Source organism: Staphylococcus equorum, from assembly GCF_001747895.1.
GTDB lineage: Bacteria > Bacillota > Bacilli > Staphylococcales > Staphylococcaceae > Staphylococcus > Staphylococcus equorum_A.
Genome location: NZ_LNNB01000019.1, coordinates 71,865 through 96,218, shown reverse-complemented (window position 1 = coordinate 96,218; position 24,354 = coordinate 71,865). Strand labels below are relative to the sequence as shown.

Sequence of the window (24,354 nt, the reverse complement as noted above, 5' to 3'; positions counted from 1 at the left end):
CATGCTAAAGAAAAAAACACCGACACTTCTACTAAATGTGTCGGGTAAGTAATCATATGTTATTTTGAAGGAGATAAAATGAGACAGACAGCTAAAAATAAAATCATTCGAAATATGATTATCCTATTAGAAGAACATCCATTTGAACATATTACTATTAAAATGATTTGCGCGTATAGTGGTGTTAACAGAACGACATTCTATGATTATTTTGTGGATAAATATGAGCTTTTATCTACAATTCAAACTTATCACCTAAAGAAGTATATTCAATTATTAGATGTCTTACACAATAGCTTTGAACACACAGAAATCAACTACGAGAAATTATATAAATTTTTCAAAATCATTTTGTGCTATATCCATCGTCATTATGGCTTCTTTCACGCAATATTTGTCACAAATCCAAATCGTGACTTATTTAGCGATTATGTTAAAGAAACCAAACTCAATTATACAAAATTGTTAGATGATTATACGACCGTGGCAAATAAAAAACAGTTTGTTACGTATGCTATCGGGGGACAGCTTGGTATTATCTATTATTGGATACGAGAAGGTTGTATTGAATCACCAAATGAAATGGCACAAATTTTACTTGCAAATGCAATTAAATTAGGGCGTTAATACTGTAATCACTTTCGTATTACGATATTTCTAAAGCACATAAATGAAAAACGGCTGCTAGGTATCCACTAAGGAATCTAACAGCCATTTTTCATTTTCTCTTTATCCAATTTACTATTTAGGCGCTACACGTTTAAATACAAAATAATTTATTATTTGAAGTATCATCAATAATACCCCTACTATCAATATAATTGTGACGTAAGGTATATAACTATCTTCCCCCATTACGCCTACTAGTGGTGATACAAGCCCACCTATTAAGAATTGAACTAATCCTAATAAGCTAGACGCACTTCCATTGCCACCTGTGTTCTCATCCATTGCAATTGAGAATCCTAGTGTCGCTACTCCTGTAACAGGAGCCACAAGAATAATAAAACCTATAAACAATAGCCAGATAGATAGATGCATGTACAAAATAATGCTTATCCACACAATACCCACTAATTGGATGATTGTTAATACACGTAAAAGAACTTGTCTATCAATATAATCCACTAACTTACCTGTTAATTGACTAGAGATAATGAGACTTATACCTACGGATGCAAACATAATGCTAAATTGCTGAGCAGACATGTCATAAATGCGTTGTGCAATAAAAGGAGATGCAGAAATATAACTAAACAAAATAACGAATGTCACACCTTGTATAAGCATAGGTAATACAAATCGAGGCGTCGCTAATAACCGTTTGAAATTTTTGAAGATACTTACGAGATGTGGGCTATCTCGTTGTTCAGTTGACAATGACTCTTTGATATTAAATATCGTTCCAAATAACATAAGCAGACCAAATAAAGTTAATATGACAAAGACCATCCGCCACGTAGAAAATGATAAAATGACGCCCCCTAATGCTGGTGCTAATACTGGTGCAACACCGTTTACTAGCATAAGTAACGCTAAAAATTTAGTTAATTGTTTTCCAGTATACAGATCACTTGATATCGCTCTAGAAATCACCGCTCCTGCTCCACCACAAAATCCTTGTACAAATCGTAAGGCAATCATCCACCAAATATTATCCACAAAAATAATACCTATACTTGCCATAGTAAATAACGTCATAGCTACGATTAGTGGTGTCTTTCGTCCTATAGCATCTGATATCGGGCCTACAAATAAATTACCTAATGCTAAACCAATCATAAATAAAGATAATGTTAGTTGTGAATTAGATGTTGTTGTATTGAAATCTGATTGTATCTGTGGCAAACCTGGCAAGAACATATCAATAGATAATGCCCCTATCGCAGTCAACGCGCCTAAGATAATAACAAACAGTAAGGAATTCTTATTTTGCTCTTGATAATTAGACATTTCTATTCTCCCCAATGTTGAAGCCCTAGCAATTTTAGCTACTTAGTTAACACTTTATATCATATCATTATAAGATAAAGTTTATTGCTATTATTATAGCCTTTGCGAACGCAATTTTAAATAGATGAAGTTAAATTGATATGTAAAAGACAAAGGGAGCGGGAATACATAATCAAAATTTGATATCGTATTCCCGCTCCCACAAGGTAACTATAAAAAGTACGTTTTGCATTAAATTTTCAAATATTTAACTTTCCTCTGAGTATTTCACTACTTTTAAATCATTCGCTTTGTCATTACCTTCAAGTTGATATTCTACCTCACCATATTGGCCATCTTCTTTTAATGCTTGGCCCGTAACATAGAATGTTTTACCTTCTTTTACAATATCAGTGATTTGTGGTTGTTGAAGATAGAATAGTTCATTAGATTTAACGTCCTTTTTAGTATCCTTATATTTTTCACTATCTTTCTTTATATAAGATGATACTAAATTAAAATTACTTTGACTGCGTGCGCTAATCATTGCCGCAGTGTATTCACCGAAAAAACGAGACACCTTATTTCTAAAACTATTTTCTTCTTTTTCTTTTTCCTCAACATACTTCTCAATTTCATCATCATCAAAGTTTAAAGTAACCTGTGTTTTATCTTTGAGGTTATCTGTTTTCACTGTTGTTTCTGCTGACTTAAATGTTTTCTTCTTCGCTTGTCCTTCAGCAGATACTGTTATATCTTTTGTTTTAGGATATGGTCCAAATTCTTTGGCTTTTGCGTAATCATAAGCTTTGTCATTGATTTTCACTTTAACTGAATCTGTATCTATTTCAGATGCACCATTTAATTCAACTTGTACATATGCCTCGTTAAAATCTTCAATAACATCAACTGACTCATTGTTGCTGTTATTAAAGTTGAATTTAAGGCGACCATTGAATTGACCGTTCTCCATTTCTTTCTTAGCTTCAAGTGTGTAATCACCTGGAATAAATTTACCTAAAGAAGTTGGCTTATTTTTCTCAGCAACTACCGTTTTTTGTTTATCGTCTGCCTTAAATTTATAAGTTGTTTTTTGTTTAGGTTTCACAATTGCTTCTTTAGTTGGTGCAGTAAAGCTCATATTATCAAATATTAAATAACGTGTTCCATTTTTACTGATTCTCAGAACTTTTTCTCCATTTTTGGCTGTGACAAAATCTGAATTCTTTGTATCATTTTGGTTCAATTTCGCAATTTTATTATTTACATCTTTCACAAAGTTATCCATTCCAACTTCATTTTTTATGTATTTAATATAAGCTTCAGCTTCATTTTCATCAACACTGTTATTTTGGGTACTCAAAAGCGTTGAAAGTTTTTGCGTATCGTTATTATCTACTGCATTTATTATAATCTCTGATTGTGCTTCAGGTGAATTAAAATTTCTTACTAAGAAAAAAACAATGATCAGTAAGATAAGGATAAAGAATGCAATCCCCAAAGGAATAACTTTACGTGCGTTAATGTTTGTTGTATTTTTATTTGTTTTTGTAGAGCGCGTCATTTTTTCTGAATCGCCTTGTTTTGCTCGATAACCGCAATGACTACACCTTCTCTGCCCATTTCTTATGTTTTCTCCGCACTTTGGACATTTTTGCATTTTATCACCTCTTTACCCTCGATTTTTACACTATCCCGTTATTTTAACACATTATAGGTTGAAACTATATGTCAGATTAATACTGCATAAATTACTATACCTATGCAGTATTGAAGTATTATAATGTATATTTTAAAAGCTATAATATTTATTATATGTGCCTTGCTTAAAAATTGATATACGCATTTAGTCTAATGCTTCAGTTCTGTCATTGGATCATCCATTGTTCAAAACAATATATCTACAAACTTTATAACTAAATAATTCATAAAATAAAAGCAGCTACTAGTCACCCTAGCTTGGATGCTAACAGCCACTTAATAAGATTCATATTTATCTAATTATAACTTGCTGTGTTTTTAGATTCGTCCTACCATACTAATATTGATTAATGTTACGAATGATGTTTGACATTAAAGTTCTTCAGTCTTTGGTCAATGATTTCCAATACATAACGCGCTTGTTCAATTTCATCATCTGATAAATCATGCAGCATATCACTCACTATGTCATTTATAATAGACTTACTTTTTCTATTAAACTGTTTGCCCTTCTCAGTTAATTTAATATATTTTAATCGTTGATCTCCTGTATCTTCAGATTTATCCCATTGTACAACCTCAGCTTGAATTAGCTTTTTTATTCTTCTACTGACGGCAGCTTTATTTACGCCTTGACGTTCTGTTATTTCTGTTAAAGTCATCGCTTTTCCATTTTCAAGCATTAAAATAACGTTTGCCTGTTCTTTTGATACATTGTACTCTTCTCTTAACGCCTTTAATAATTTAGCTAATAATGTATTTACATCATCTATGAATTCTCCCATGAATTCTATATGACTACTTAAATTTTTCACCATTGGTTGCACCTCTTCAATCTCTACTATATGTAATATCATTTTGTCATTTGTTATATTAATAGTATCAATATTTTAACTTCTATAAAAGTTAAAATATATAATGCATCCATTTATGGATGGTGTGTATTGCTTAATATTAATAGTAACGTTTTATACATTTGCTTATTTTAATGGATTCAACTACATTTAATATACTATAAAATACTGGGGTGAAACATGAATATTCTGGCACTACTCTGTAGTTTACTGACAGTACTTATTTTCGTAAGTATGTATTTAAATTTAAAATATTTTGCAAATATCAATATTTTTATTTCCCAGGTAATATTAGGTTATATTGTAATTATATTACGTATTGCTTCTCATCATATCCCTATAGATATCATTGTTGTGATGCTTATTGGTTTCTTATTAGTACATATAAAACACAAACATATACTGCAGTATCGTATGAGCGCGCTATTTTTAAAACGACTCTATCGCTTATCTTTTAAAGTCATCGTTTTCACACTTGCTTGTGCCTACATTAGCTTGCTACCGTTTGCATTTAATGTTGTATTTCTATGGTTAGCAGCGATTGCCTTTAGCGCAATTTTCACTTTTATTTGTTATGTATCTTGCGCTTCTTGTTATTTAAATCAACAACACATCGCAAAATTTGATACGATACTCGTCTTAGGTGCAGGTATTTTTAATGAACATGTCACGCCTATGCTAGCTAGTAGATTAGACCGAGCATTAGCCTTGTTTAATCAACAACCAAATGCGCAATTAATCGTAAGTGGCGGGCAAGGTCCGGATGAACCTATATCTGAAGCTTTGGCAATGTTTCGTTACTTAGTTGACCGTGGCGTGAATCCAGATCAAATCTTAATGGAAGATGCATCTACGAGTACATATGAAAATATTAAATTTACAAAAGCACTGATACAACAGTCATTTAAAATAAAACCTGAGATTGTCTGTGTTACAAGTCAATTTCATATTATGCGTGCAGTCCGCTTCGGCCAAAAGTTAGACCTTAAATTAACAGGTGTAGGAAGTCATACGCCCTATCACTTTTTTGAAGTTGCTTTAATTAGAGATTTTTTAGCATTAATGTATCAATACAAGTTATTGCTAACAGTCTACTTCGCTACATTGTTTTTTGCTTGTATTTTTGCATTGTGGCACATCCCTACTCTGTAGACATATAATTTTAAAAACAACCAGCTTAAATCGACTAAAATTAGCAATCTAGCAAATAGGTCAACATGACATAGTACTAAGCATTAATTAATGGCAATAAACATAAGATGAATGAGAACGTAAAAAAACAAGAGGGTGGGACATATCACATGTCTCAACCTCTTGTTTTATATTGGCAGTGCCTGACTGAATTGAACTTTTATGGTCTATGAATTCACTATTACACCATTATCTAATTCAATTACTCTGTCTGCATATTGAAATAATCGTTTATCATGGGTAATCATTATACCTATCATTTTTTTACTTTGTATTTGATTTTTAATCATGTGAATAACTTCAGTTGCACGTTCTGCATCTAAACTTGCTGTAGGTTCATCCGCAAGTATAATTTTAGGATTGTTCATCAATGCTCTCATAATCGCTACACGTTGTTTCTCCCCACCAGATAACATATGTGGAAATACATTTAAACGGTGTTCTAATCCTATTTGTTTTAATAACATTTCCGCTCTTTGATTAGCATCATTTTTAGACATTCCAGCTTCTTTACCTATTGTCGTTAACTGTGCTTTCACTTTTAAATAAGGTACTAAATGTGAAGATTGAAATATAAATCCAATTTCATTCAATCTTAATTCTGATGCTTTTTTATCTCCTGCATATAACGGAGAACCATTATACAAAATGTCACCACTATTTTGTGAGAGTAAACCACCTAAAATAGTAAGCAATGTTGTCTTACCTGAACCTGACGCACCATTTAATATTACGAATTCTCCATCATTCACTTCAAAGTTTATTCCTTTTAATACTGGCGTTTCTGATGGACCTTTACCAAATGTTTTTTTAATATTTTTTACTTGTAAACTCATTATTCTCCACCTCCAATTGCTTCAATAGGGTCTACTTTAAATAGTTTAATGAATGATAATACCGCACCTATAATTGCCACTACAATAAATACGCCTACAACTAATAAAAGATTAGATGCTGTTACGTGGAATGGCATCGATACTGGCATAATTAATGATAAACCACTCACGAAGCCGACAGAAATCAATACACCGATCATAGTAGTAATTAATATTTGAATTAATAATGCACTTAATAAATGTTTTGTTTTGATTCCAATTGCTTTTAAGATACCGATTTCTGGTATTTTTTGAATCGTCATAACATAGAAGAATGCGCTAAGTACGATCGCTGAAATCACGAATAAACTTACAATCATCATATTTAATGGCGCTTGCTCTGCTTGATAACTTGGTATTTCACTTGTAATATCATCTTGTGTAAATACTTTGACATCTGAGATTTTATTTACTTCATCTTGTTGTTTACTTGTTAAGTCTTTAACAGGATAAACTGTACTCACTTGTTTGTTCAAGTTGTCGAAACCACTGTCATTCATCATCACGACTGAGCTATGTGAATGCATCGTATCGTTGATAACACCTGATACTCTTAATTCTTTACCATCTTTAACTTCAACCATGTCACCGACGTTTATACCTTCGGCAGTAAGCTTGCTGTTGATTGCAAATTCATTATCTTTTGTTGGATAACTACCTTCTGCCAATTCAGGCTTGTCATTATCTACCGTATTAATCATCACAACATCTTCTTCGGCTTTATTAATTTTTAATGTTTGTGACGCTAATTTTAATGGTTCTTGATTTGTAATATCTTCTATTTTCTTTTGTTGTTCTGGTTTGATAATTGATTTCTCAATTTGTGGTTGCTTATTGTCTTGTAAAACATATTTTTCAGTTTTCATGTTGTCTAACATCGATATATTTTCTCTCGCTAACCCCTGTGCTAGTCCACTAATAAATAAGACCATAACACCTAGTAATAAAATGATTAACATAATTAAAATATAACGGAATTTATAATATTTAATCTCCTGCCATGCTAATTTCATTATTTCCCACTCCTTCTCTAAAACTTATATCTAGAGTTTATCCTCCTTATGTGAACTCAATATGAACTCATGTTCATTTTTAAAAACTTTTGTTATTTGTTAAGTCATTTAGTAACGTTTATAATGACATTAAAATGAAGAAGGAGACATTGCCCATGACAACTTGTCTAATTGTCGATGATGACAAAAAAATCTTAGAGTATGTTTCTAATTATATTAGTCGTGAAGGATTAGAAACAATTACGCAATCAAGTGCTGAAGATGCATTGTCCTATCTTGAATCCAATCAAGTAGACATTGCCATTGTAGATATTATGATGGGTGGCATGAGCGGTTTTGAGCTCTGTAAGATTTTAAAAGAAGATTACAATATGCCGGTCATCATGTTAACTGCACGTGATGCTTTAAGCGATAAAGAGCAAGCTTATTTAACAGGCACGGATGACTATGTCACGAAACCTTTTGAAGTGAAAGAACTTATTTTCAGAATTAAAGCTGTGCTTAAACGCTATAATATTAATGCTAATAATGAAATTACTATTGGCAACCTGACGATTAATCAAGCGTATTTAGAATTACAAACAGCATCTAAAACGATGAATTTGCCTAATAAAGAATTCCAATTACTATTTATCCTTGCTTCTCATCCAAGACAAGTTTTTAACCGTGATGATTTAATAGAAAAAATATGGGGATTTGATTATGAAGGTGATGAACGCACTGTCGATGTTCACATTAAACGTCTTAGAAAGAGGCTTGAAAAATTGGAAGCATCAGTAACAATTCATACAGTGCGTGGATTGGGTTATAAGGTGGATGATCATGTTTAAATCACTCTATACACGCATTGCAGTGTATACCATTGTTGTTATGCTCTTCAGTGCAGCAGTCAGTTTTTTATGTACAAATATTATTTATCATAATTTTTTGAAAGAAAATAATGATGCAAAAATTATGCGTACTTTAAAAGATTCGATGGAATACCAAAATGAATCAAAAATAGATAGCTATCCACCATTTTTCAAACATTTAGGTGAAATGAACTATCAAATTATGACTATTTCAGAAAACGGAAAAAGAACATATTATGGTGAACCATTCAGAAAAGATAATATAGCTCCACAAGAAGTTCAAAGCGTACTAAACGGTAAAGATTATCATGGTATTAAAAATTTACCTTACGCGCCTATTATTACTGGTTTTTTTGAAAACACTACTCAAAACACAGTAGGTATTGCTTTTGAATCCAAAGGTCAAAACTATGCTGTCTTCATGAGACCAGATATTGGTAAAACATTTAGTGAATTTAGAATATTCTTAGCGATATTAATATCGTTATTACTCATTATCTCTATCATTCTAGTTATTTCTTCAACTTATACATTAATTAAACCCATTCAACAATTGAAAAATGCGACAGAACGTCTTATGCAAGGTAATTTTGATACGGCCATTAAGATCACCCGTAAAGATGAATTAGGCACGTTACAATATCGATTTGATAAAATGAGACTTTCATTAAAACAATTAGATGATATGAGACAACATTTCGTTCAGAACGTTTCTCATGAAATCAAAACACCATTAACCCATGTTCATCATCTACTTGATCAGCTCAAATTTGCTAAGAGTGATCAAGAACGTGAGCGCTATATTGATGATATTTACCAAATCACTACACAACTTAGCGAATTAACAAAAGAACTTTTACTGTTATCGGAAATTGATAATGGTGCACATCTTGAATTTAAAGATCACATTGAACTTAACCAACTTTTAAAACAAATTATTCGCCATGAACAATTTTCTGCCAATGAAAAAGATTTAATCATTATGTCAGATTTAGAAAATATTGAAATGGTTGGTAACGAACGCTTATTACATCAAGCATTCCAAAACCTCATTACAAATGCCATTAAATATTCAATTCAAGGTGGCACGATAGATATTATGCTCAAACAAGATTTAGATTCTATTAATTGTACGATTACAGACGATGGTCAGGGTATGACTGAAGAAACCCAATCTCGTTTGTTCGAACGTTTTTATAAAGCAAGTAATCATGACAACAGTAATGGCTTAGGCCTTGCTATTGCTAAGGCCATTTTTGAACTACATGGTGGTACGATATCCACAGTAAGCGAAAAAAATAAGGGCACTACATTCTCTATCGAAATCCGTAAAAGTTAAACTAAAAGCGCACGGTTAGCCTAGTATGATACTAGGTTAACCGTGCGCTTATTTTCATTGCTTATTATCATATCAATGCTAAAGCTATATTAATTTATTTTTAAATTTTTCGTGATTTCTTTATTCAATTTCGTATAAAGTGCTTCATTATCTGATAGTTTCATGCCATATGAAGGTACCATTGTTTTCACTTTATCTTCCCATTGTTTAAATTCTTCACCATAGCAGCGTTTAAGCATATCAAGCATAATATCTACTGCTGTAGAAGCACCAGGCGACGCACCTAACAATGCAGACAATGAACCGTCTTCAGAAGTTATAACTTCTGTACCAAATTGCAATGTTCCTTTACCATTTTCTGTATCTTTTATAACTTGCACACGTTGACCAGCTACAACAATTTCCCAATCTTCACTCTTAGCATTAGGAACAAATTGACGTAAGTCTTCCATACGCTCTTCATTTGAAAGGGTAAGTTGTGAAATTAAATATTTTGTTAAACTCATTTCTTTAATTCCTGCAGACAGCATTGTAATTAAGTTATTTGGTTTTACAGACTTAATTAAATCCATATTTGAACCAGTTTTCATGAATTTAGGTGAAAATCCTGCAAATGGACCAAATAATATTGTACGTTTGCCATCTATGTAACGTGTGTCTAAATGTGGTACTGACATTGGTGGCGCTCCTACTGAAGCTTTTCCATATACTTTAGCAAGATGTTGCGTTGTAATAGATTCATCTTTACATACTAAGAACAAGCCACTTACAGGGAATCCACCAACATGTTTAGATTCTTTAATACCTGTTTTTTGTAGCAATTGTAAACTTGCCCCACCAGCACCGATGAACACGAAATCACTTTCAACAAATGTCACGATATCTGTTTGTAAATCTTTAACTTTCATCTCCCAAACACCGTCTTCACGTTGTTTAAGATCTTGTACTTCATGTTCATAATTCAATTCAACTTGCTTTTCTTCTAAGTTTTCAAATAACTTTTTAGTTAGTGCACCGAAGTTAACGTCTGTGCCAGTTTTATCATAACTCATTGCCACTGGTACATGAGATGTACGACCTTCCATCATCAGTGGCACCCAATCAGCTATTTTATCTTTATTATCAGTAATTTCCATATTACTGAATAGAATGTTTTTATTTAATCTCTCCACACGTCTTTTTAAGAAATCTACGTTACGGACGCCTTGTACAAAGCTCATGTGAGGTACAGGCTTAATAAACGCCTCAGGCTGTGTAAGTTGACCTTGTTTAACTAAGTAATTCCAAAATTGTTTAGTAACTTGGAATTGTTCATTAATTTTTACGGCCTTATTTATATCTATTGAACCATCTTTATTTTCTTTTGTATAATTCAACTCACATAATGCAGAGTGACCGGTTCCTGCATTATTCCAACCATTAGAACTTTCTTCTGCTGGTGTAGATAACCTTTCATACATCTTAATCTCTTTCTCTGGTGCGAGTTCTTTTAATATAGTTCCTAACGTTGCGCTCATGATACCGCCACCGATTAAGATGACATCTGTTTTGCTATGTTTTGTGCTCATAACAAACACAGTCCCCCTTTTATATATGTTTATAGAAACGTTATCTTTATCCTTTTAGAAAATGGGATGAAGCCTTTTCTATAACTAAAAAATAAAAAACCTTGCCGTTATAATTGATTAAAATGTAAAAATAACGAAATATATCTTTATACTTCTCTAATTATATACGTAATTGCCCTATGAAAAAAGGGCTTTCAGTAATTCTACACAAATTTTGTTAATATGTGTTAACCAAACTGTTAAATAAAAGTTCTATTATATCTTCTAAAAAGACGTTAATACGCTTTTTAAATACTTAAATAAGTTTGATACTACTCATAAAAAAACATCATACCATTCATGATATAATGAATTCTAATTTAAGTTAAGAAACATTTGGAGGTTCTCGGATGAAATCAATCACTTTTTTCATGCATAATATTTATGCTATGGGCGGCACTGTAAAGTCTATTTCACAATTAGCTAATACGCTAGCTAAAAAAGGTCATAAAATCGAAATCATTTCTGTATTTAAAGGTGATATAAAACCTTATTTCGAACTCCATGATTCTATAGTTATAAAACCTTTGATCAATTATCAGTTACACCCTAAAAATTTTAAAGATTTATTTTTTAACCGCATCAATAAATACACTTCAATTTCTAAACCTAAAGTACTTTCAAAAAACGAACCGGGTTTAAATCAATTTTCACGTTATATAGAGAAAAAGATGATTAGATCCATCCGTAAAATTGATACGGACGTTCTAATCGGAACTAGAGCCAGTTTTAATATATTGATTGCAAAATACGCACAAAACAACATTGAAACCATTGGCATGGAGCACATGAATTTTGAAGCCCATCCCGAAGCATTTCAACAAGAAATCATTGATGCATATACCGCTTTAGATAAAGTGACTACACTTACTACTGTAGATAAAATTAAATATCAATCATTTATTCAAACACCTGTTTACGTTGTTCCAAATATTTTAGATGAACCTAGACTTACTATCACAAAAGAAAAAATAATTACTGCAGCTGGCCGTTTAGAATATGAAAAAGGGTTCGACTTACTCATCGATAGTATTAATCCTATTCAACATATCGTCAGAAAATTTGGCTATAAAGTACACATTTTCGGAGAAGGTCAGGAAAGAGAAGCGCTACAACAACTTATTGATCGTTATAATTTATCAGATATTGTTTTACTACAAGGTTCAACGCAACAATTAAACGAAAAATTAGCAATTAGTGAAATTACAGTCGTTCCTTCGCGTAACGAAGGTTTCGGCATGGTTATCTTAGAAGCAATGAACCAAAGTAATATTGTAGTAAGCTTTAGTGGAAACGCTGGCCCTGATTCTATTATTAAAAATAATGTGAATGGTTATTTAATAGATCACACGAACGTGACTGAATTATCGAATAAACTACGTAGACTAATCAATCAAGAATTCAAAGAACACGTCCTTATAGAAAATGGTTTCAAGACCGTCGCTACTTATGCGCCTGAAGCTATTTATCAACAGTTTTCAAATATGCTTAATTCACACACACCATAGTGCTTTATCCAAAACGTAAACAAATCAAACGTTAATTATGACGTTTGATTTGTATTTTTAAACCTAAGTATCGACAATGATTTGGCTCCGTCCAGTAGAATAGCTCGAGCTGAAGAATACAGGCTGAGGCCGTGCTTTAGGCAAGTGAGTATGAAACTTATATAGTGAAGTCAAATTTATACTTGTGGAAAGCGCACAAAAAAACTGCCAACAAAGTCACGGACTTTGTCGACAGCCAAATAATGTGTAGTCGTTTTTAATTATTTATTTCTATATAAAGAAATTCAAGATAAATGTCCAAATACATATGAATACGAGCATCGCAATACTATAGCGTAATGTCATTTTCAACAGTTGAGATTCTTTACCAACTTGTTGAACAGATGCAGTAGCGATTGCAATAGATTGTGGAGATATAAGTTTCGCTGCTACACCACCAACAGTATTGGCAGAAACGAGTAACGCACCACTTGCTCCTATATTATTTGCAACAGCTGCTTGAATCGGCGCAAATAACGTATTATTATTTGTCACTGATCCAGTTAAGAAGACGCCAATCCAACCTAAAATTGGAGATAATAATGGGAATATAGCGCCTGTTTTTGCAATACCTTCACCAATTACATTACTTAACCCTGCATACGTCATAAGTTTTGAAATTACTAAGATAAAGCATATTGTGATGATTGGTAACCAAAGTTCTTTAAATGAAAGTTTAAATAGTCGACCACCATCAGCAAAACCAACACGTTTAGACATTAAAATAGTAATAATTATTACTAAAAGAATGGCTGTACCTGTTTGACCAATTAGATTTAATGGTAGACTAATTGCTTTATTTGCAATCTCACTGTATGTGCCCGGTAATGTGATGTTAAAGACGAACGCTTCTAATGCGCCACCTGGCTCAAACAGTGCTTTGAAATTTGGTGCACTCCATATCATTACAAATACAGTTAAAATAAAGAACGGGCTCCATGCATAAACAATTTCTTTCGCTTTATGTTGCTCAATTTGTTGTGGTTTCTCTTCTTTATTAATTCTAAAGATATGTTTTGGTTGGAATTTTTTAGAAAATAAAGCTAATGCTAACATTGCACCTAATGGCGGAATAATATCTGCTAATTCAGGTCCAACAAATAATGTAATTACAGCTTGTAACACTGTATAAGTAATACTTACAATTAAGATGGCTGGCAATGTTTCTTTAATACCTTTGAAACCATCAATAATCCATATCAATAGAAATGGTACCGCCATATTCATAATGAATAAAGTTAGCGTAGACATTTGTGAGACTGCCATACCTGTAATATCTTCTGGTAAACCTAAAGTATTAATTACAGTAATCGGTAAACCAATCGCACCAAACGCTCCTGCCGTAGCATTTGCAATTAAACATAACATCGCTGCTTGTAATGGAGCGAAACCTAGTTGAGTAAGTAAAAGTGCACAGATTGCAATTGGCACGCCAAAACCTGCAGCACCTTCTAAGAATCCATTAAACGCAAACCCAATAAGTAATAATTGGATACGTTGGTCTTGTGAGATACTAGATATACTATCTTGGATAGTTTGGAACTGCCCTGTTTCAGTTGTGACTTTATATAATAATACTGCCATGATAACAATATAACCAATAGGTATGATACCTTGGAAAAATCCTTCGACAACTGCGCCAGAAGCAATACTTACTGGTAGTTTAAAACACAATATTGCAATGATTAATGTAACGACTACAGTAGTAATTGCAGCATATATCCCTTTCATTCTAAATACAGTTAAGCATAACAAGAATAAAATAATAGGAATCGCTGCAATGATAGATGAGACTAATACATTGTTAAAGGGGTTAAAAGTTTCTACAAACATTCGTTTCACTACTTCTTTCTATTTTAATTTTTGGGGTAGATTATTATTGTGATTTTTTTCACAATGAAATTATAACATTTTCTGTCTTAAATACAATATACTTTTTAAAACTTTCGTTATTTTTTCTAGCGTAACACGAAGTTTAAAATTTTAAAACCTGCTCTACAAGGGATTCATTTATCTCAAGTGCACTCCGTGGTAAAATAGTAACAATAATGATTAAGTAGAGGGATATTAATGATAAAACAAATTGAATTAGCTGAGTGGCAACATTTAGAAACTCAACTAAAAAAAGCAACACTAGAAAATTATACACATTTTGTTGTAATTAACAAGGATGTAAAAATACACCAAAATATGATTGATGCAGTTAATTTGAAACCTTGCACGATTGTATCTGACTATACTGTTAACCAACAATATATAAATGATTGTCGTTATTTTGGTAAATTAGAGATTACATTTAATGACTGGATAGAAAATATTAATCACTATCCAAACATCATTTTCCATATAGAAACAACTCAGCGTATTATAGATGACTTTAATATACAAAATGTATTTGACTTAGCTTTAATATCACTATTGCAAGATGATGTTGCTACTGACAGTCATGTCACTTTTGATTTCAGTCAGTCATTCACTACAAGTAATAAGATATGGAAGGATATACATAAACTGACACCATTGAACACGACAAAGTTCAATTTAAATAAATTAGCATATGAACATAAACATGGGCTTCCATTTAAAACAAATGAAACATTAGCGCCAGAACAAATGCGTTTTACTGATAAATGGTTAAATTCTACAGGTTTCAAAATGCCTCACTGGTTATTCAATATGATGCAACGTCAGTCAGTTAAAAAACATCGAGAACAAAGCTACATATATGAAAAAAATCCGTCAAAAGTTAAAAATCATATTGTATTCTTAGGCTTCGATTATGGTTTTAGAGGTAATTCTCGTTACTTGTTCAATCACTTTGCAAAACATTTTTCAAAATTACCAATATATTTTATAACCGATGAGGTCAATGGTCCAAACTTCATTAAACCAAATGATCCAAAAGCAAAAGAGATTATAGAAAGCGCATGTGTAGTGATATTAGAAAGTAATATTCCAGACACACTAAAACCCAATGGAACTGTTATTCAACTTTGGCACGGCACACCCATAAAAAAACTGTTTTTAGATAGTAATGAACCGTCACAAAATCTAAATATTTACAATTACCGCGCACGTAAATACAATAAATGGTTACAACAAGATTATTTTGTGTGTGATAGTGAATCTATTATAGAATATTTCAAATCTGCTTTTCCGCAACAACAAACACATATTTTAAACTGCGGTTATCCTAGAAATAGATATTTGCTAGATAAACAAACGGATCACCATTATATTTCTTTTATTAAACGAGAATTGAAGTTAGACCCTGAAAAAGAAACTTTACTTTATGCACCAACATGGAAATCTCACCACGATGATTCAGATTTATTACCTATTAGTGATGGATTACTCAATAAATATAACGTTGTATTTAAAGGACATATTGAAGATCAATCTTCTTATATTCCTGAAAATGCAATTCTTGCACCGTCACATATAGAAGTTCAAGATTTATTATTAGTTTCAGACATTGTACTCACAGACTATTCTTCTATTATTTTTGATGCATTAACAATTAATAAAACTGTTTGTCAGTACACACCAAATCACGCTAAATACATTTCTGAACGTGGCGTCTACGATGAAGTTATGCATTCATTAGCTACTGTTAGATATAGTGATGCTAAAGCATTGCTAAATGATTTAATTAGTCATCAAATGACAGAGATTCATTCCAATTCTTTTATCAATAGAGATAATCATGCTTTTGAAACCCTGTCTCATATTATTAAAAAGTGTAATAGAACATATAATTAACATAAAATATCTTTAAACTTACATTAAAAAGGCTAGGAGAACTCATTATAGTAATGAGTTCTCCCAGCCTTTTTTATTGTGTGTATCATTTTCACTTCAATTGATTATTGATGATAAGCTGGATCTACAACTCTTACAGTCCCTTGTTGATCTACTGTAGCAATTGCATATGTTCCTGGTTCAGCTTGATTTTGGAAACTAAAGATATAACTATAATTACCTTCGCTTCCTTCAATGGCATAATCATTGTAAGGATTAGATTGACCATTAATTGAGTTAACTTCTGCCGTTGCATTATCTAATGAGTTTTGGAAGTTAGGTAAATTCTGTAATGCGGCCTGATTATCAACAGTTCCTGACGAAATATTTTGTGAAACTGGAACCGCATTTTGTCCTTGGTACGGTGGTACATATTCTGATGCTCCTGAATTTGCTGTACCATTGTTTGCATTGTTTGCATTCGCATTGTTTGATGCATCACTGTTAGAATTCGCATTACCATTTGCACCATTTGTATTTGCGCTATCTGCAGAACCATTAGCGTTATTACCACTGTTAGCTGCATCGCCATTAGCATTTGCACCACTAGAACTATTAGCACTATCGCCACTATTAGAGCTGTTAGCGTCATTACTACCGCTTGAATTTGAACCATCGCTGTCTGAAGCATTTCCACTGTCGCTTGATGAACTATTGCTATCTGAATCGCTATTACTGTTGCTATCAGAACTATCATCATCGCTTGAATTGCTGTCACCAGATTTACTGTCTGAATCTTTGTCTGAATCTTTGTCTGAGCTATCATTACTCTTCTTGTCATCATTCTTAGAATCTTTTGATTGGTCTTCGCTAGATTTTTTGTCGTCTGAACTATCGTCTTTTTTATTACTTTCGTCATCGCCACCATTTGAACAAGCAGCTAAAGCTAAAGATAGTGTCAAAGCCCCTGCTAATAATTTTTTCATATAGAAAACCTCCTTATGTTTTAATACTCATAACTTAATGATTTAGCCATATGTATTAATTTGCCCAATAAGTTAGATGAGAATTAGTATGTTATTCACTATAAATTTAAAAATAAACATCTTTTATCAAAATTTTTTCGAAAGAAAATATAAATTTAATGAAAACTAAACAATTTATTAAATACTATTCATATCTATAAATCTTTCTCCATAATTAAATCCGTATCTATAATAGAACCTGTATAAAATTGGTGTTCTCCAGTCACTGTAAGTCCTTGTTTTAGATAAAACCGATGAGCTTGCGCATTATGCTCCCATACACCTAACCAAAGCTTTGATTTGTTGAGTTCTTTAGCCTTTGTTACTGCAAAATCAAAGACATCGCTACCTTTACCACTTCCTTGTGCTTGGGGTAGAAAATAAATACGTTGCAGTTCAAGATACTCATCACCCATAACTTCCGTTTGAGCATCATTAACATTCAATTTAAAATAACCAATTATTTCATTTTTTTCCTTATAAAAGTAAGTGAATGAATTTTTATTTAGTAATTCTTTTTCTAGTTGCTCCATAGCATAAGCTTCATTAAAATAATGGTTAAAATCTTCATCAGAATATTCGCCTGCCTCAAAAGTTGTTCTAAAAGTTGTCATACACAACGCTCTCAATATTTTAACCTCAGATTGTTTAACACGTTCAATACATTGGGTCATAATTTCCACCTCTATCTCAATTTATATTTGTAATTTATTATACTAATCCGAGGATAATTTTACTATAATTTGATTATAATTCCATTACTTTTAAAAGGTATATTTACAACATCGTTTTACTTTCACATAAACACAAAAGTTTTTTACTTTAAAACGCTTACTTCTAAAACCTTATGTCTAGGCTTATTGTGTAATTTGCAATTACGTGATAAAGTTGATTCTAGTTTTTTAATTGTGCATAAATATATACATAAGGGAGTGCCCTAAGGCAATGACTCAATCATTTAAAGCTTTTGTAGTCGATGAACAAGACGGCAAAGTAACAAATCAATTTAAAGATATAACTATAGATGACCTTCCAGCAGGTGAAGTGCTGATTAAGGTTAAGTACTCAGGTATCAATTATAAAGATGCATTAGCAACAGTTGAAAATTCAAAAGTTGTCAATGCTTATCCAATGGTTCCAGGCATTGATTTAGCAGGTGTAATAGAACATTCTGATACGCACGCATTCAATCCTGGCGAAGAAGTAATCGTAACTGGTTACGATTTAGGTAGTAGTCATTTTGGTGGATTTAGTGAATATGCTCGTGTCAAAGAAGAATGGATCGTGCCATTACCTAAAGATTTAACACTGGAAGAGGCTATGATCTACGGAACAGCTGGTTATACAGCAGGATTAGCAATAGAAAAATTAGAACGTAACGGACTTTCAGTTGAAAAAGATGACGTACTTGTACGTGGTGCTACAGGTGGTGTTGGAACACTAGCTGTTATGATGTTAGATTCTATTGGCTTTGATGTTGTAGCGAGCACAGGTAAATCAGGTGTTGAAGAAAAGCTTAAATCACTCGGTGCAAAAGAAGTTATACCTCGTATTAACGAAACTGATAATAAACTGCTTGGCAAACGTACTTGGCAAGGAGCAATTGATCCTGTAGGTGGCGAAAGTTTATCTCAGATTATCAAACAAATAGATTACAATGGAAGTATCGCAGTAATCGGTATGACTGGTGGTCATACATTTGACAGTTCAGTATTTCCTTTCATATTAAGAGGTACAAGTATTATAGGCATTGATTCAGTTTATACTGAAATGAAACAACGTAAACATATTTGGCGTCGATTAGCTAAAGACTTAAAACCAGATCAATTACATGAAATTAAACAAGTAATCAAATTTAGCGATATAAAAGATAGTATTAAAAAGGTGCTTGAACACAATAATTCTGGCCGTATCGTTATCGATTTCGAAGCCTAGTAAAATAGTGAGTTCTTGCTATCCTACTTCAATTTTTATTTTGAAGTAGGATTTTTTGCATTTTAAATACAAATGAATTTATATTCGTACATAGAAAATATTCCGTTTGATATAAATACATATGAATTAATAAAAATCTTATACTTTAATATTTACAACCAATATGTGAAAGCGTATACTTATACCTATCGAATTAAATCAGGAGGGTTTGGGAATGAAAATAAATAAGAAACTCATCTTTTTCCTTGGTGCCTTAGGTGGTTTACTCTACGGTTATGACACGGGAGTCATATCTGGTGCCTTATTATTTATAAACGAGGATATTCCTTTAAATAGTTTTACAGAAGGTTTAGTTGTTTCATCTATGCTTATTGGGGCAATTGTTGGTTCGGGAGCTAGTGGCCCAATGTCCGATAGACTTGGACGTAGACGCGTTGTGTTTATCATAGCGATCATTTATATTGTCGGGGCATTAATTCTAGCATTAGCTCCATCAATGCCAATCTTAGTACTCGGTCGTTTAGTTATCGGGTTAGCCGTTGGTGGTTCTACCGCAATCGTTCCAGTATACTTATCTGAAATGGCACCAACAGAACAACGTGGTTCATTAAGTTCATTAAACCAATTAATGATTACAATTGGTATTTTAGCAGCATATTTAATCAACTATGCTTTCACACCAATTGAAGGTTGGAGATGGATGTTAGGTCTTGCAATTGTACCTTCTCTCATCTTACTTATCGGTGTAGCATTTATGCCTGAAAGTCCAAGATGGTTACTTGAACATCGAAGCGAAAAAGCTGCTCGAGATGTTATGAAATTAACATTTAAACAAAATGAAATAGACAAAGAAATTGCTGATATGAAAGAAATCAACAAGATTTCTGACAGCACTTGGAACGTTCTAAAATCAGCTTGGTTACGACCTACACTATTAATTGGTTGTGTGTTTGCCTTGCTACAACAAATTATAGGGATTAACGCAATCATTTATTATGCGCCTACTATTTTCAGTAAAGCTGGATTAGGAGATGCCACTTCTATTTTAGGTACAGTGGGTATCGGCGCAGTGAACGTGATAGTTACAATTGTTGCTATTAATATTATTGATAAGATTGACCGTAAACGCCTATTAATTATTGGTAATATCGGTATGGTAGCTTCATTATTAATCATGGCTATTTTAATATGGTCAATGGGAATTCAATCATCAGCTTGGATTATTGTTGCTTGTTTAACTCTTTTCATTATATTCTTTGGTTTCACTTGGGGTCCTGTACTATGGGTTATGTTACCAGAATTATTCCCAATGCGTGCACGTGGCGCAGCAACGGGTATGGCAGCATTAGTATTGTCAATTGGTAGTTTATTAGTTGCACAATTCTTCCCACTCTTGACTGACGTATTACCAGTAGAACAAGTATTCTTAATCTTTGCAGCTATTGGTATTGTAGCTTTAATCTTTGTTATTAAATACCTACCAGAAACGCGCGGACGTAGCTTAGAAGAAATCGAAGCCGAATTACGTTCTAGAACAAATGCAGACGAAGCAAATATTAATGAAACAAAATAATCTCATTATATAAAAGGTACACTGAAACACATCAGTTTTACCTCAAAGAGGGTATGAAGTCATATGACTTCATACCCTCTCTTTTTGTGCACATTAAACATTTGGTTTTTATAGGTATTTCCTTCATTAAATTTTTGTGTGCATTTTCTTCTATATAAGTTCAACCAACAAATAGTCGATAATCTAAAACAAACCTTTGAAATTATATACTAAACCAAAGTACAACTTTTGGGGTTCAGTACAAAGTTTGATTTGTTTATGTTATTAGATAAGCCAGTTTTATTATATTTTAATATTTCCTATACATTCCTGCCGAATGCGGTTCTGTCATGATAAAACCATATTGTGCATATAATTGATCTGCTGGATAATCAGCAATTAAACTGACATAAGTACCTTCTTCCGCTTCAGCAGAAATGTAGGCCATAATATCTGTCATAATCAACTTGCCATAACCTTGCCCTTGGTAATTAGGATTAACAGCTATATCAATAATTTGAAACGCTGTCCCACCATCACCAATCACTCTCCCCATGCCAACAAGCAATTGATTATCATAAATGGTTACATCAAAACAAGCATGAGCTAAACCTTTCTCTGCTGCTTTTTGTGATTTCTCACTCAATCCTGCTATTTTACGTAAATTTCGATACTCTGAAATTGCTGGTGCTTCATGCTTTATTTCTATCATTTACGAACAACTCCTAAAAAAAGACTATGTAACATTTACCATTTCACATAGCCTTTTAGCTTACTTTTATTTTATAGATATTTTTTCATAACTACTTTATTGGACTCTTTAAACACATCATTGTGACTAGATACATAACCCTCAGGCGTGGCTTTAGGCTCGACATATAATTTAGCTAAGTTTGCGGCATTCGCAGCATCACTAAATGCACTAGCAATCAGATGTGCTTTTGCCTCATGATAAATAATATCACCACATGCATACAGTCCTTCAATACTTGTAGATGTATTGCCAAAACCTTTAATACTATATTCATTAAACATATCAACTTGAGTTGAAGATTCTTCTAGTAATGTGCTTTCATGGTCAAAGCCATGACTTATAATTACTTCATCAAATGTTTTTACAATTTGTTCTTTTGTTTCTGTATTTTCTAAAATAACTTGCTCAATTTTGGTTTGCGTAGAATCACCAATAAGTTGATGAATATGTGTATTAGATAGCTTTTCAACTTCTAATTTTTCCAACACATCTTTCATTGCCTCATAGCCTCTAATATCTGCCTTACGATAAATAAGTGTGACACTTTTGGCATAACCACTTAAATCATTTGCCCAATCTAACGCAGAATTTCCAGCACCTGAAATCAATACATTTTTATCTTTAAATTTTTTCAATGATTGGACTACATAGTGCAAATTCGTTAGTTTATAGCGCTCTGCATCTTTGATATCTAATTGCTTAGGATTAATAATCCCACCACCAATTGCAATGATGACAGATTTAGCATTATAAATATGATGTTTAGCCGTTTCAATTTCAAAATGTTGTTCTGCTATTTTTCTAATATCTATGACACGTTCTTCCAAATTCACTTCAGGATTAAAATGTAAACCTTGTGCAACCGTATCTTTAATTACTTCGGCACACGGTTTAGGTGCTAAACCACCAATGTCCCATATAATTTTTTCAGGATAAACATGCATTTTTCCACCAAGTTTATCTTGTATATCAATAATTCTAACACTCATACCTCGTAAACCCGCATAGAAACTCGCGTACAATCCTGCTGGCCCACCGCCAATAATTATAACGTCATCCATAATGAATCCTCCCAAAATCTATCTTTTCTGTTGATTCTATTATGCTTGAAATGATAACGGTTATCAATGGAAACGCTGTTATTTTTAATCAATTTTACATTTATTTGTGTTCTTAAAATTAATATAACTATACGGTCATTTTTTTAACCCATAACTTATTAACGAAGCAGCTCATCAAGATAATAAAAAAGGATGAGACATCATTACATGTCTCATCCTCAATTTTATTTTTCATCTTTAGGATCTTTAATAATTGCACTTTTTAACAAGAAGAATAATAAAATAAATCCTGCTGTTAAAATTGTATGTCCGATACCAGCAAATCCTGCAAATGATTCTGGTACTGTTTTACCTATGACTTGATATGTTCCTTTAGTAAACATCATTCCTATTGTTGTTAATACACCCAGGTTAAATATAATGTAGAACCAATTAAATAGATAATAACTACTTAAATTAAAGACTTTTGTTACAGGTAATAAAATAAGATGCATAAACATACCTAATATCAACGTATGTGTGTGTACAACTACAAGTTGTGTTTCACCAGTAAAATCATACGCTAACGTTAATTCACGATAATAAAAACCACTTAGTAAACCTAAGATTGTATAGACTAAAAAAGCATACAAAATTCTGCGCATCGAGACTCCTCCTTATAGCTATTATAGGATATTTTTTTGAAAATTACAGTGACAATTCAACAAACTTACACATTAAAAAGACAAGTCATATTTTTATGATGACTCGTCTTTTTATTTATTTTATTAATTAAAATTACATACTATTTTATTTAGCTGTCTTTTTAAAAATTGCTATTAACGATAAAATAATTGCAACAATTGATACAATCCATAGTGCTATTGGACCATTACTAGATTGACTACTTCCAGCAGTATCTTCGTTGCCCTTAGCTACTTTAGTAATAGGTGCAGGTTTTTCTGAATCTTCATCACCTGTCCATTTAACAGTATCACCATCATCGTAGGTTTGGTAAGCCTCCCATTTGAATTCTCCTTCTTTTTCAGGGTTAGCCACTTGGATTGGTAAATCGATGAATTCATTTGGACCAATGCCTTTATCTGTTGCCGTCCAAGTAATTTTTGTAATATTACCTTCATCATCTTTAGTTAATTTATGATCAAATTGATCATTAGGCTCTACACCAACTACTGTTAGTTCTTCCGGTACTTTTAATTCAATTTTAGTCGTATTTGCATCTTTTTCTACTGGAATTCTAACATCATACTTTTCATATGAGCCCGGTTCACTTGTATCCGGATTTAACGTTACATGTGCATCTGCACTTTTAGAAAAGCCCACTGCAATGATACATGCGACTATTGCTGCCATAATTTGTTTGAACATTATTTTTA

Annotated in this window: 21 protein-coding genes; 8 read left to right on the top strand and 13 right to left on the bottom strand. The window is 32.4% G+C overall.

Annotation, left to right across the window (positions count from 1 at the left end; translation table 11 throughout):
* Positions 1-78: 78 nt before the first annotated feature.
* On the top strand, positions 79-627 hold the full coding sequence (locus tag AST02_RS09075) for a TetR/AcrR family transcriptional regulator (protein ID WP_069817578.1): 549 nt from the start codon (positions 79-81) through the stop codon (positions 625-627).
* Positions 628-741: 114 nt separating this feature from the next.
* Here the strand turns inward: AST02_RS09075 and AST02_RS09070 are convergent, their stop codons facing one another.
* The 3 genes from AST02_RS09070 to AST02_RS09060 all read right to left on the bottom strand — a co-directional run bounded on the left by AST02_RS09070 (position 742) and on the right by AST02_RS09060 (position 4,451).
* Positions 742-1,953, bottom strand: coding sequence for a multidrug effflux MFS transporter (locus AST02_RS09070; protein WP_069817577.1), 1,212 nt, complete (start codon positions 1,951-1,953; stop codon positions 742-744).
* A gap of 247 nt (positions 1,954-2,200) precedes the next feature.
* Positions 2,201-3,592: a zinc ribbon domain-containing protein gene (locus AST02_RS09065; protein ID WP_069817576.1), complete on the bottom strand. Its 1,392-nt coding sequence runs from the start codon at positions 3,590-3,592 to the stop codon at positions 2,201-2,203.
* 394 nt (positions 3,593-3,986) lie between these two features.
* A complete protein-coding gene (locus tag AST02_RS09060) occupies positions 3,987-4,451 on the bottom strand; it encodes a MarR family transcriptional regulator (RefSeq protein ID WP_069817575.1) in 465 nt (154 codons plus the stop codon).
* A gap of 216 nt (positions 4,452-4,667) precedes the next feature.
* Between AST02_RS09060 and AST02_RS09055 the strand changes: the two genes are divergently transcribed.
* On the top strand, positions 4,668-5,639 hold the full coding sequence (locus AST02_RS09055) for a YdcF family protein (protein ID WP_069817574.1): 972 nt from the start codon (positions 4,668-4,670) through the stop codon (positions 5,637-5,639).
* Positions 5,640-5,845: 206 nt separating this feature from the next.
* Here the strand turns inward: AST02_RS09055 and AST02_RS09050 are convergent, their stop codons facing one another.
* Both AST02_RS09050 and AST02_RS09045 read right to left on the bottom strand, forming a co-directional pair.
* Positions 5,846-6,514 carry an ABC transporter ATP-binding protein gene (locus AST02_RS09050; protein ID WP_069817573.1) on the bottom strand — a complete coding sequence of 223 codons (669 nt, stop codon included), beginning with the start codon at positions 6,512-6,514 and terminating at the stop codon, positions 5,846-5,848.
* Entirely contained in the window at positions 6,514-7,566 is a 1,053-nt protein-coding gene (locus AST02_RS09045; protein WP_069817571.1) for an ABC transporter permease, read from the bottom strand. The genes AST02_RS09050 and AST02_RS09045 overlap by 1 nt, the downstream gene beginning before the upstream one ends.
* A 155-nt stretch (positions 7,567-7,721) precedes the next feature.
* Between AST02_RS09045 and AST02_RS09040 the strand changes: the two genes are divergently transcribed.
* Together AST02_RS09040 and AST02_RS09035 are read left to right on the top strand one after the other, a co-directional pair.
* The gene (locus AST02_RS09040; RefSeq protein ID WP_069817568.1) at positions 7,722-8,396 is read left to right on the top strand and encodes a response regulator transcription factor; all 675 of its coding nucleotides are present in this window, start codon (positions 7,722-7,724) and stop codon (positions 8,394-8,396) included.
* Positions 8,389-9,756 (top strand): HAMP domain-containing sensor histidine kinase, encoded by a 1,368-nt coding sequence (locus AST02_RS09035; RefSeq protein WP_069817567.1) that lies wholly within the window; start codon positions 8,389-8,391, stop codon positions 9,754-9,756. The genes AST02_RS09040 and AST02_RS09035 overlap by 8 nt, the downstream gene beginning before the upstream one ends.
* A gap of 89 nt (positions 9,757-9,845) precedes the next feature.
* On the opposite strand, the gene mqo is transcribed toward AST02_RS09035, so the two are convergent.
* Entirely contained in the window at positions 9,846-11,324 is a 1,479-nt protein-coding gene (gene mqo, locus AST02_RS09030) for a malate dehydrogenase (quinone) (protein WP_069817565.1), read from the bottom strand.
* Between the two features lie 389 nt (positions 11,325-11,713).
* On the opposite strand from mqo, the gene AST02_RS09025 reads away from it, so the two are divergent.
* Positions 11,714-12,871 carry a glycosyltransferase family 4 protein gene (locus tag AST02_RS09025; RefSeq protein WP_069817564.1) on the top strand — a complete coding sequence of 386 codons (1,158 nt, stop codon included), beginning with the start codon at positions 11,714-11,716 and terminating at the stop codon, positions 12,869-12,871.
* 270 nt (positions 12,872-13,141) lie between these two features.
* Here the strand turns inward: AST02_RS09025 and AST02_RS09020 are convergent, their stop codons facing one another.
* Positions 13,142-14,743, bottom strand: a complete 1,602-nt coding sequence (locus AST02_RS09020) for an L-lactate permease (protein ID WP_069817562.1) — start codon at positions 14,741-14,743, stop codon at positions 13,142-13,144.
* A 237-nt stretch (positions 14,744-14,980) separates the two neighbouring features.
* Here AST02_RS09020 and AST02_RS09015 point away from each other — a divergent pair, with 237 nt between their 5' ends.
* On the top strand, positions 14,981-16,672 hold the full coding sequence (locus AST02_RS09015; RefSeq protein WP_069817560.1) for a CDP-glycerol glycerophosphotransferase family protein: 1,692 nt from the start codon (positions 14,981-14,983) through the stop codon (positions 16,670-16,672).
* Positions 16,673-16,776: 104 nt separating this feature from the next.
* Here AST02_RS09015 and AST02_RS09010 read toward each other — a convergent pair whose 3' ends face one another.
* Both AST02_RS09010 and AST02_RS09005 read right to left on the bottom strand, forming a co-directional pair.
* Positions 16,777-17,637, bottom strand: coding sequence for a hypothetical protein (locus AST02_RS09010; RefSeq protein ID WP_069817558.1), 861 nt, complete (start codon positions 17,635-17,637; stop codon positions 16,777-16,779).
* Between the two features lie 194 nt (positions 17,638-17,831).
* Positions 17,832-18,350 (bottom strand): GNAT family N-acetyltransferase, encoded by a 519-nt coding sequence (locus tag AST02_RS09005; RefSeq protein WP_069817556.1) that lies wholly within the window; start codon positions 18,348-18,350, stop codon positions 17,832-17,834.
* A 271-nt stretch (positions 18,351-18,621) separates the two neighbouring features.
* On the opposite strand from AST02_RS09005, the gene AST02_RS09000 reads away from it, so the two are divergent.
* The gene (locus tag AST02_RS09000) at positions 18,622-19,611 is read left to right on the top strand and encodes an acrylyl-CoA reductase family protein (RefSeq protein WP_069817554.1); all 990 of its coding nucleotides are present in this window, start codon (positions 18,622-18,624) and stop codon (positions 19,609-19,611) included.
* Positions 19,612-19,825: 214 nt separating this feature from the next.
* The gene (locus tag AST02_RS08995) at positions 19,826-21,184 is read left to right on the top strand and encodes a sugar porter family MFS transporter (protein WP_069817552.1); all 1,359 of its coding nucleotides are present in this window, start codon (positions 19,826-19,828) and stop codon (positions 21,182-21,184) included.
* Positions 21,185-21,473: 289 nt separating this feature from the next.
* On the opposite strand, the gene AST02_RS08990 is transcribed toward AST02_RS08995, so the two are convergent.
* The 4 genes from AST02_RS08990 to AST02_RS08975 form a co-directional block, all read right to left on the bottom strand.
* Positions 21,474-21,875, bottom strand: coding sequence for a GNAT family N-acetyltransferase (locus AST02_RS08990; RefSeq protein WP_069817550.1), 402 nt, complete (start codon positions 21,873-21,875; stop codon positions 21,474-21,476).
* A 71-nt stretch (positions 21,876-21,946) separates the two neighbouring features.
* Positions 21,947-22,978, bottom strand: a complete 1,032-nt coding sequence (locus tag AST02_RS08985; RefSeq protein WP_069817549.1) for an NAD(P)/FAD-dependent oxidoreductase — start codon at positions 22,976-22,978, stop codon at positions 21,947-21,949.
* A gap of 224 nt (positions 22,979-23,202) precedes the next feature.
* On the bottom strand, positions 23,203-23,622 hold the full coding sequence (locus AST02_RS08980; protein ID WP_065338641.1) for a DUF2871 domain-containing protein: 420 nt from the start codon (positions 23,620-23,622) through the stop codon (positions 23,203-23,205).
* Between the two features lie 145 nt (positions 23,623-23,767).
* A complete protein-coding gene (locus AST02_RS08975; protein WP_069817546.1) occupies positions 23,768-24,346 on the bottom strand; it encodes a YcnI family copper-binding membrane protein in 579 nt (192 codons plus the stop codon).
* Between the last annotated feature and the right edge of the window lie 8 nt (positions 24,347-24,354).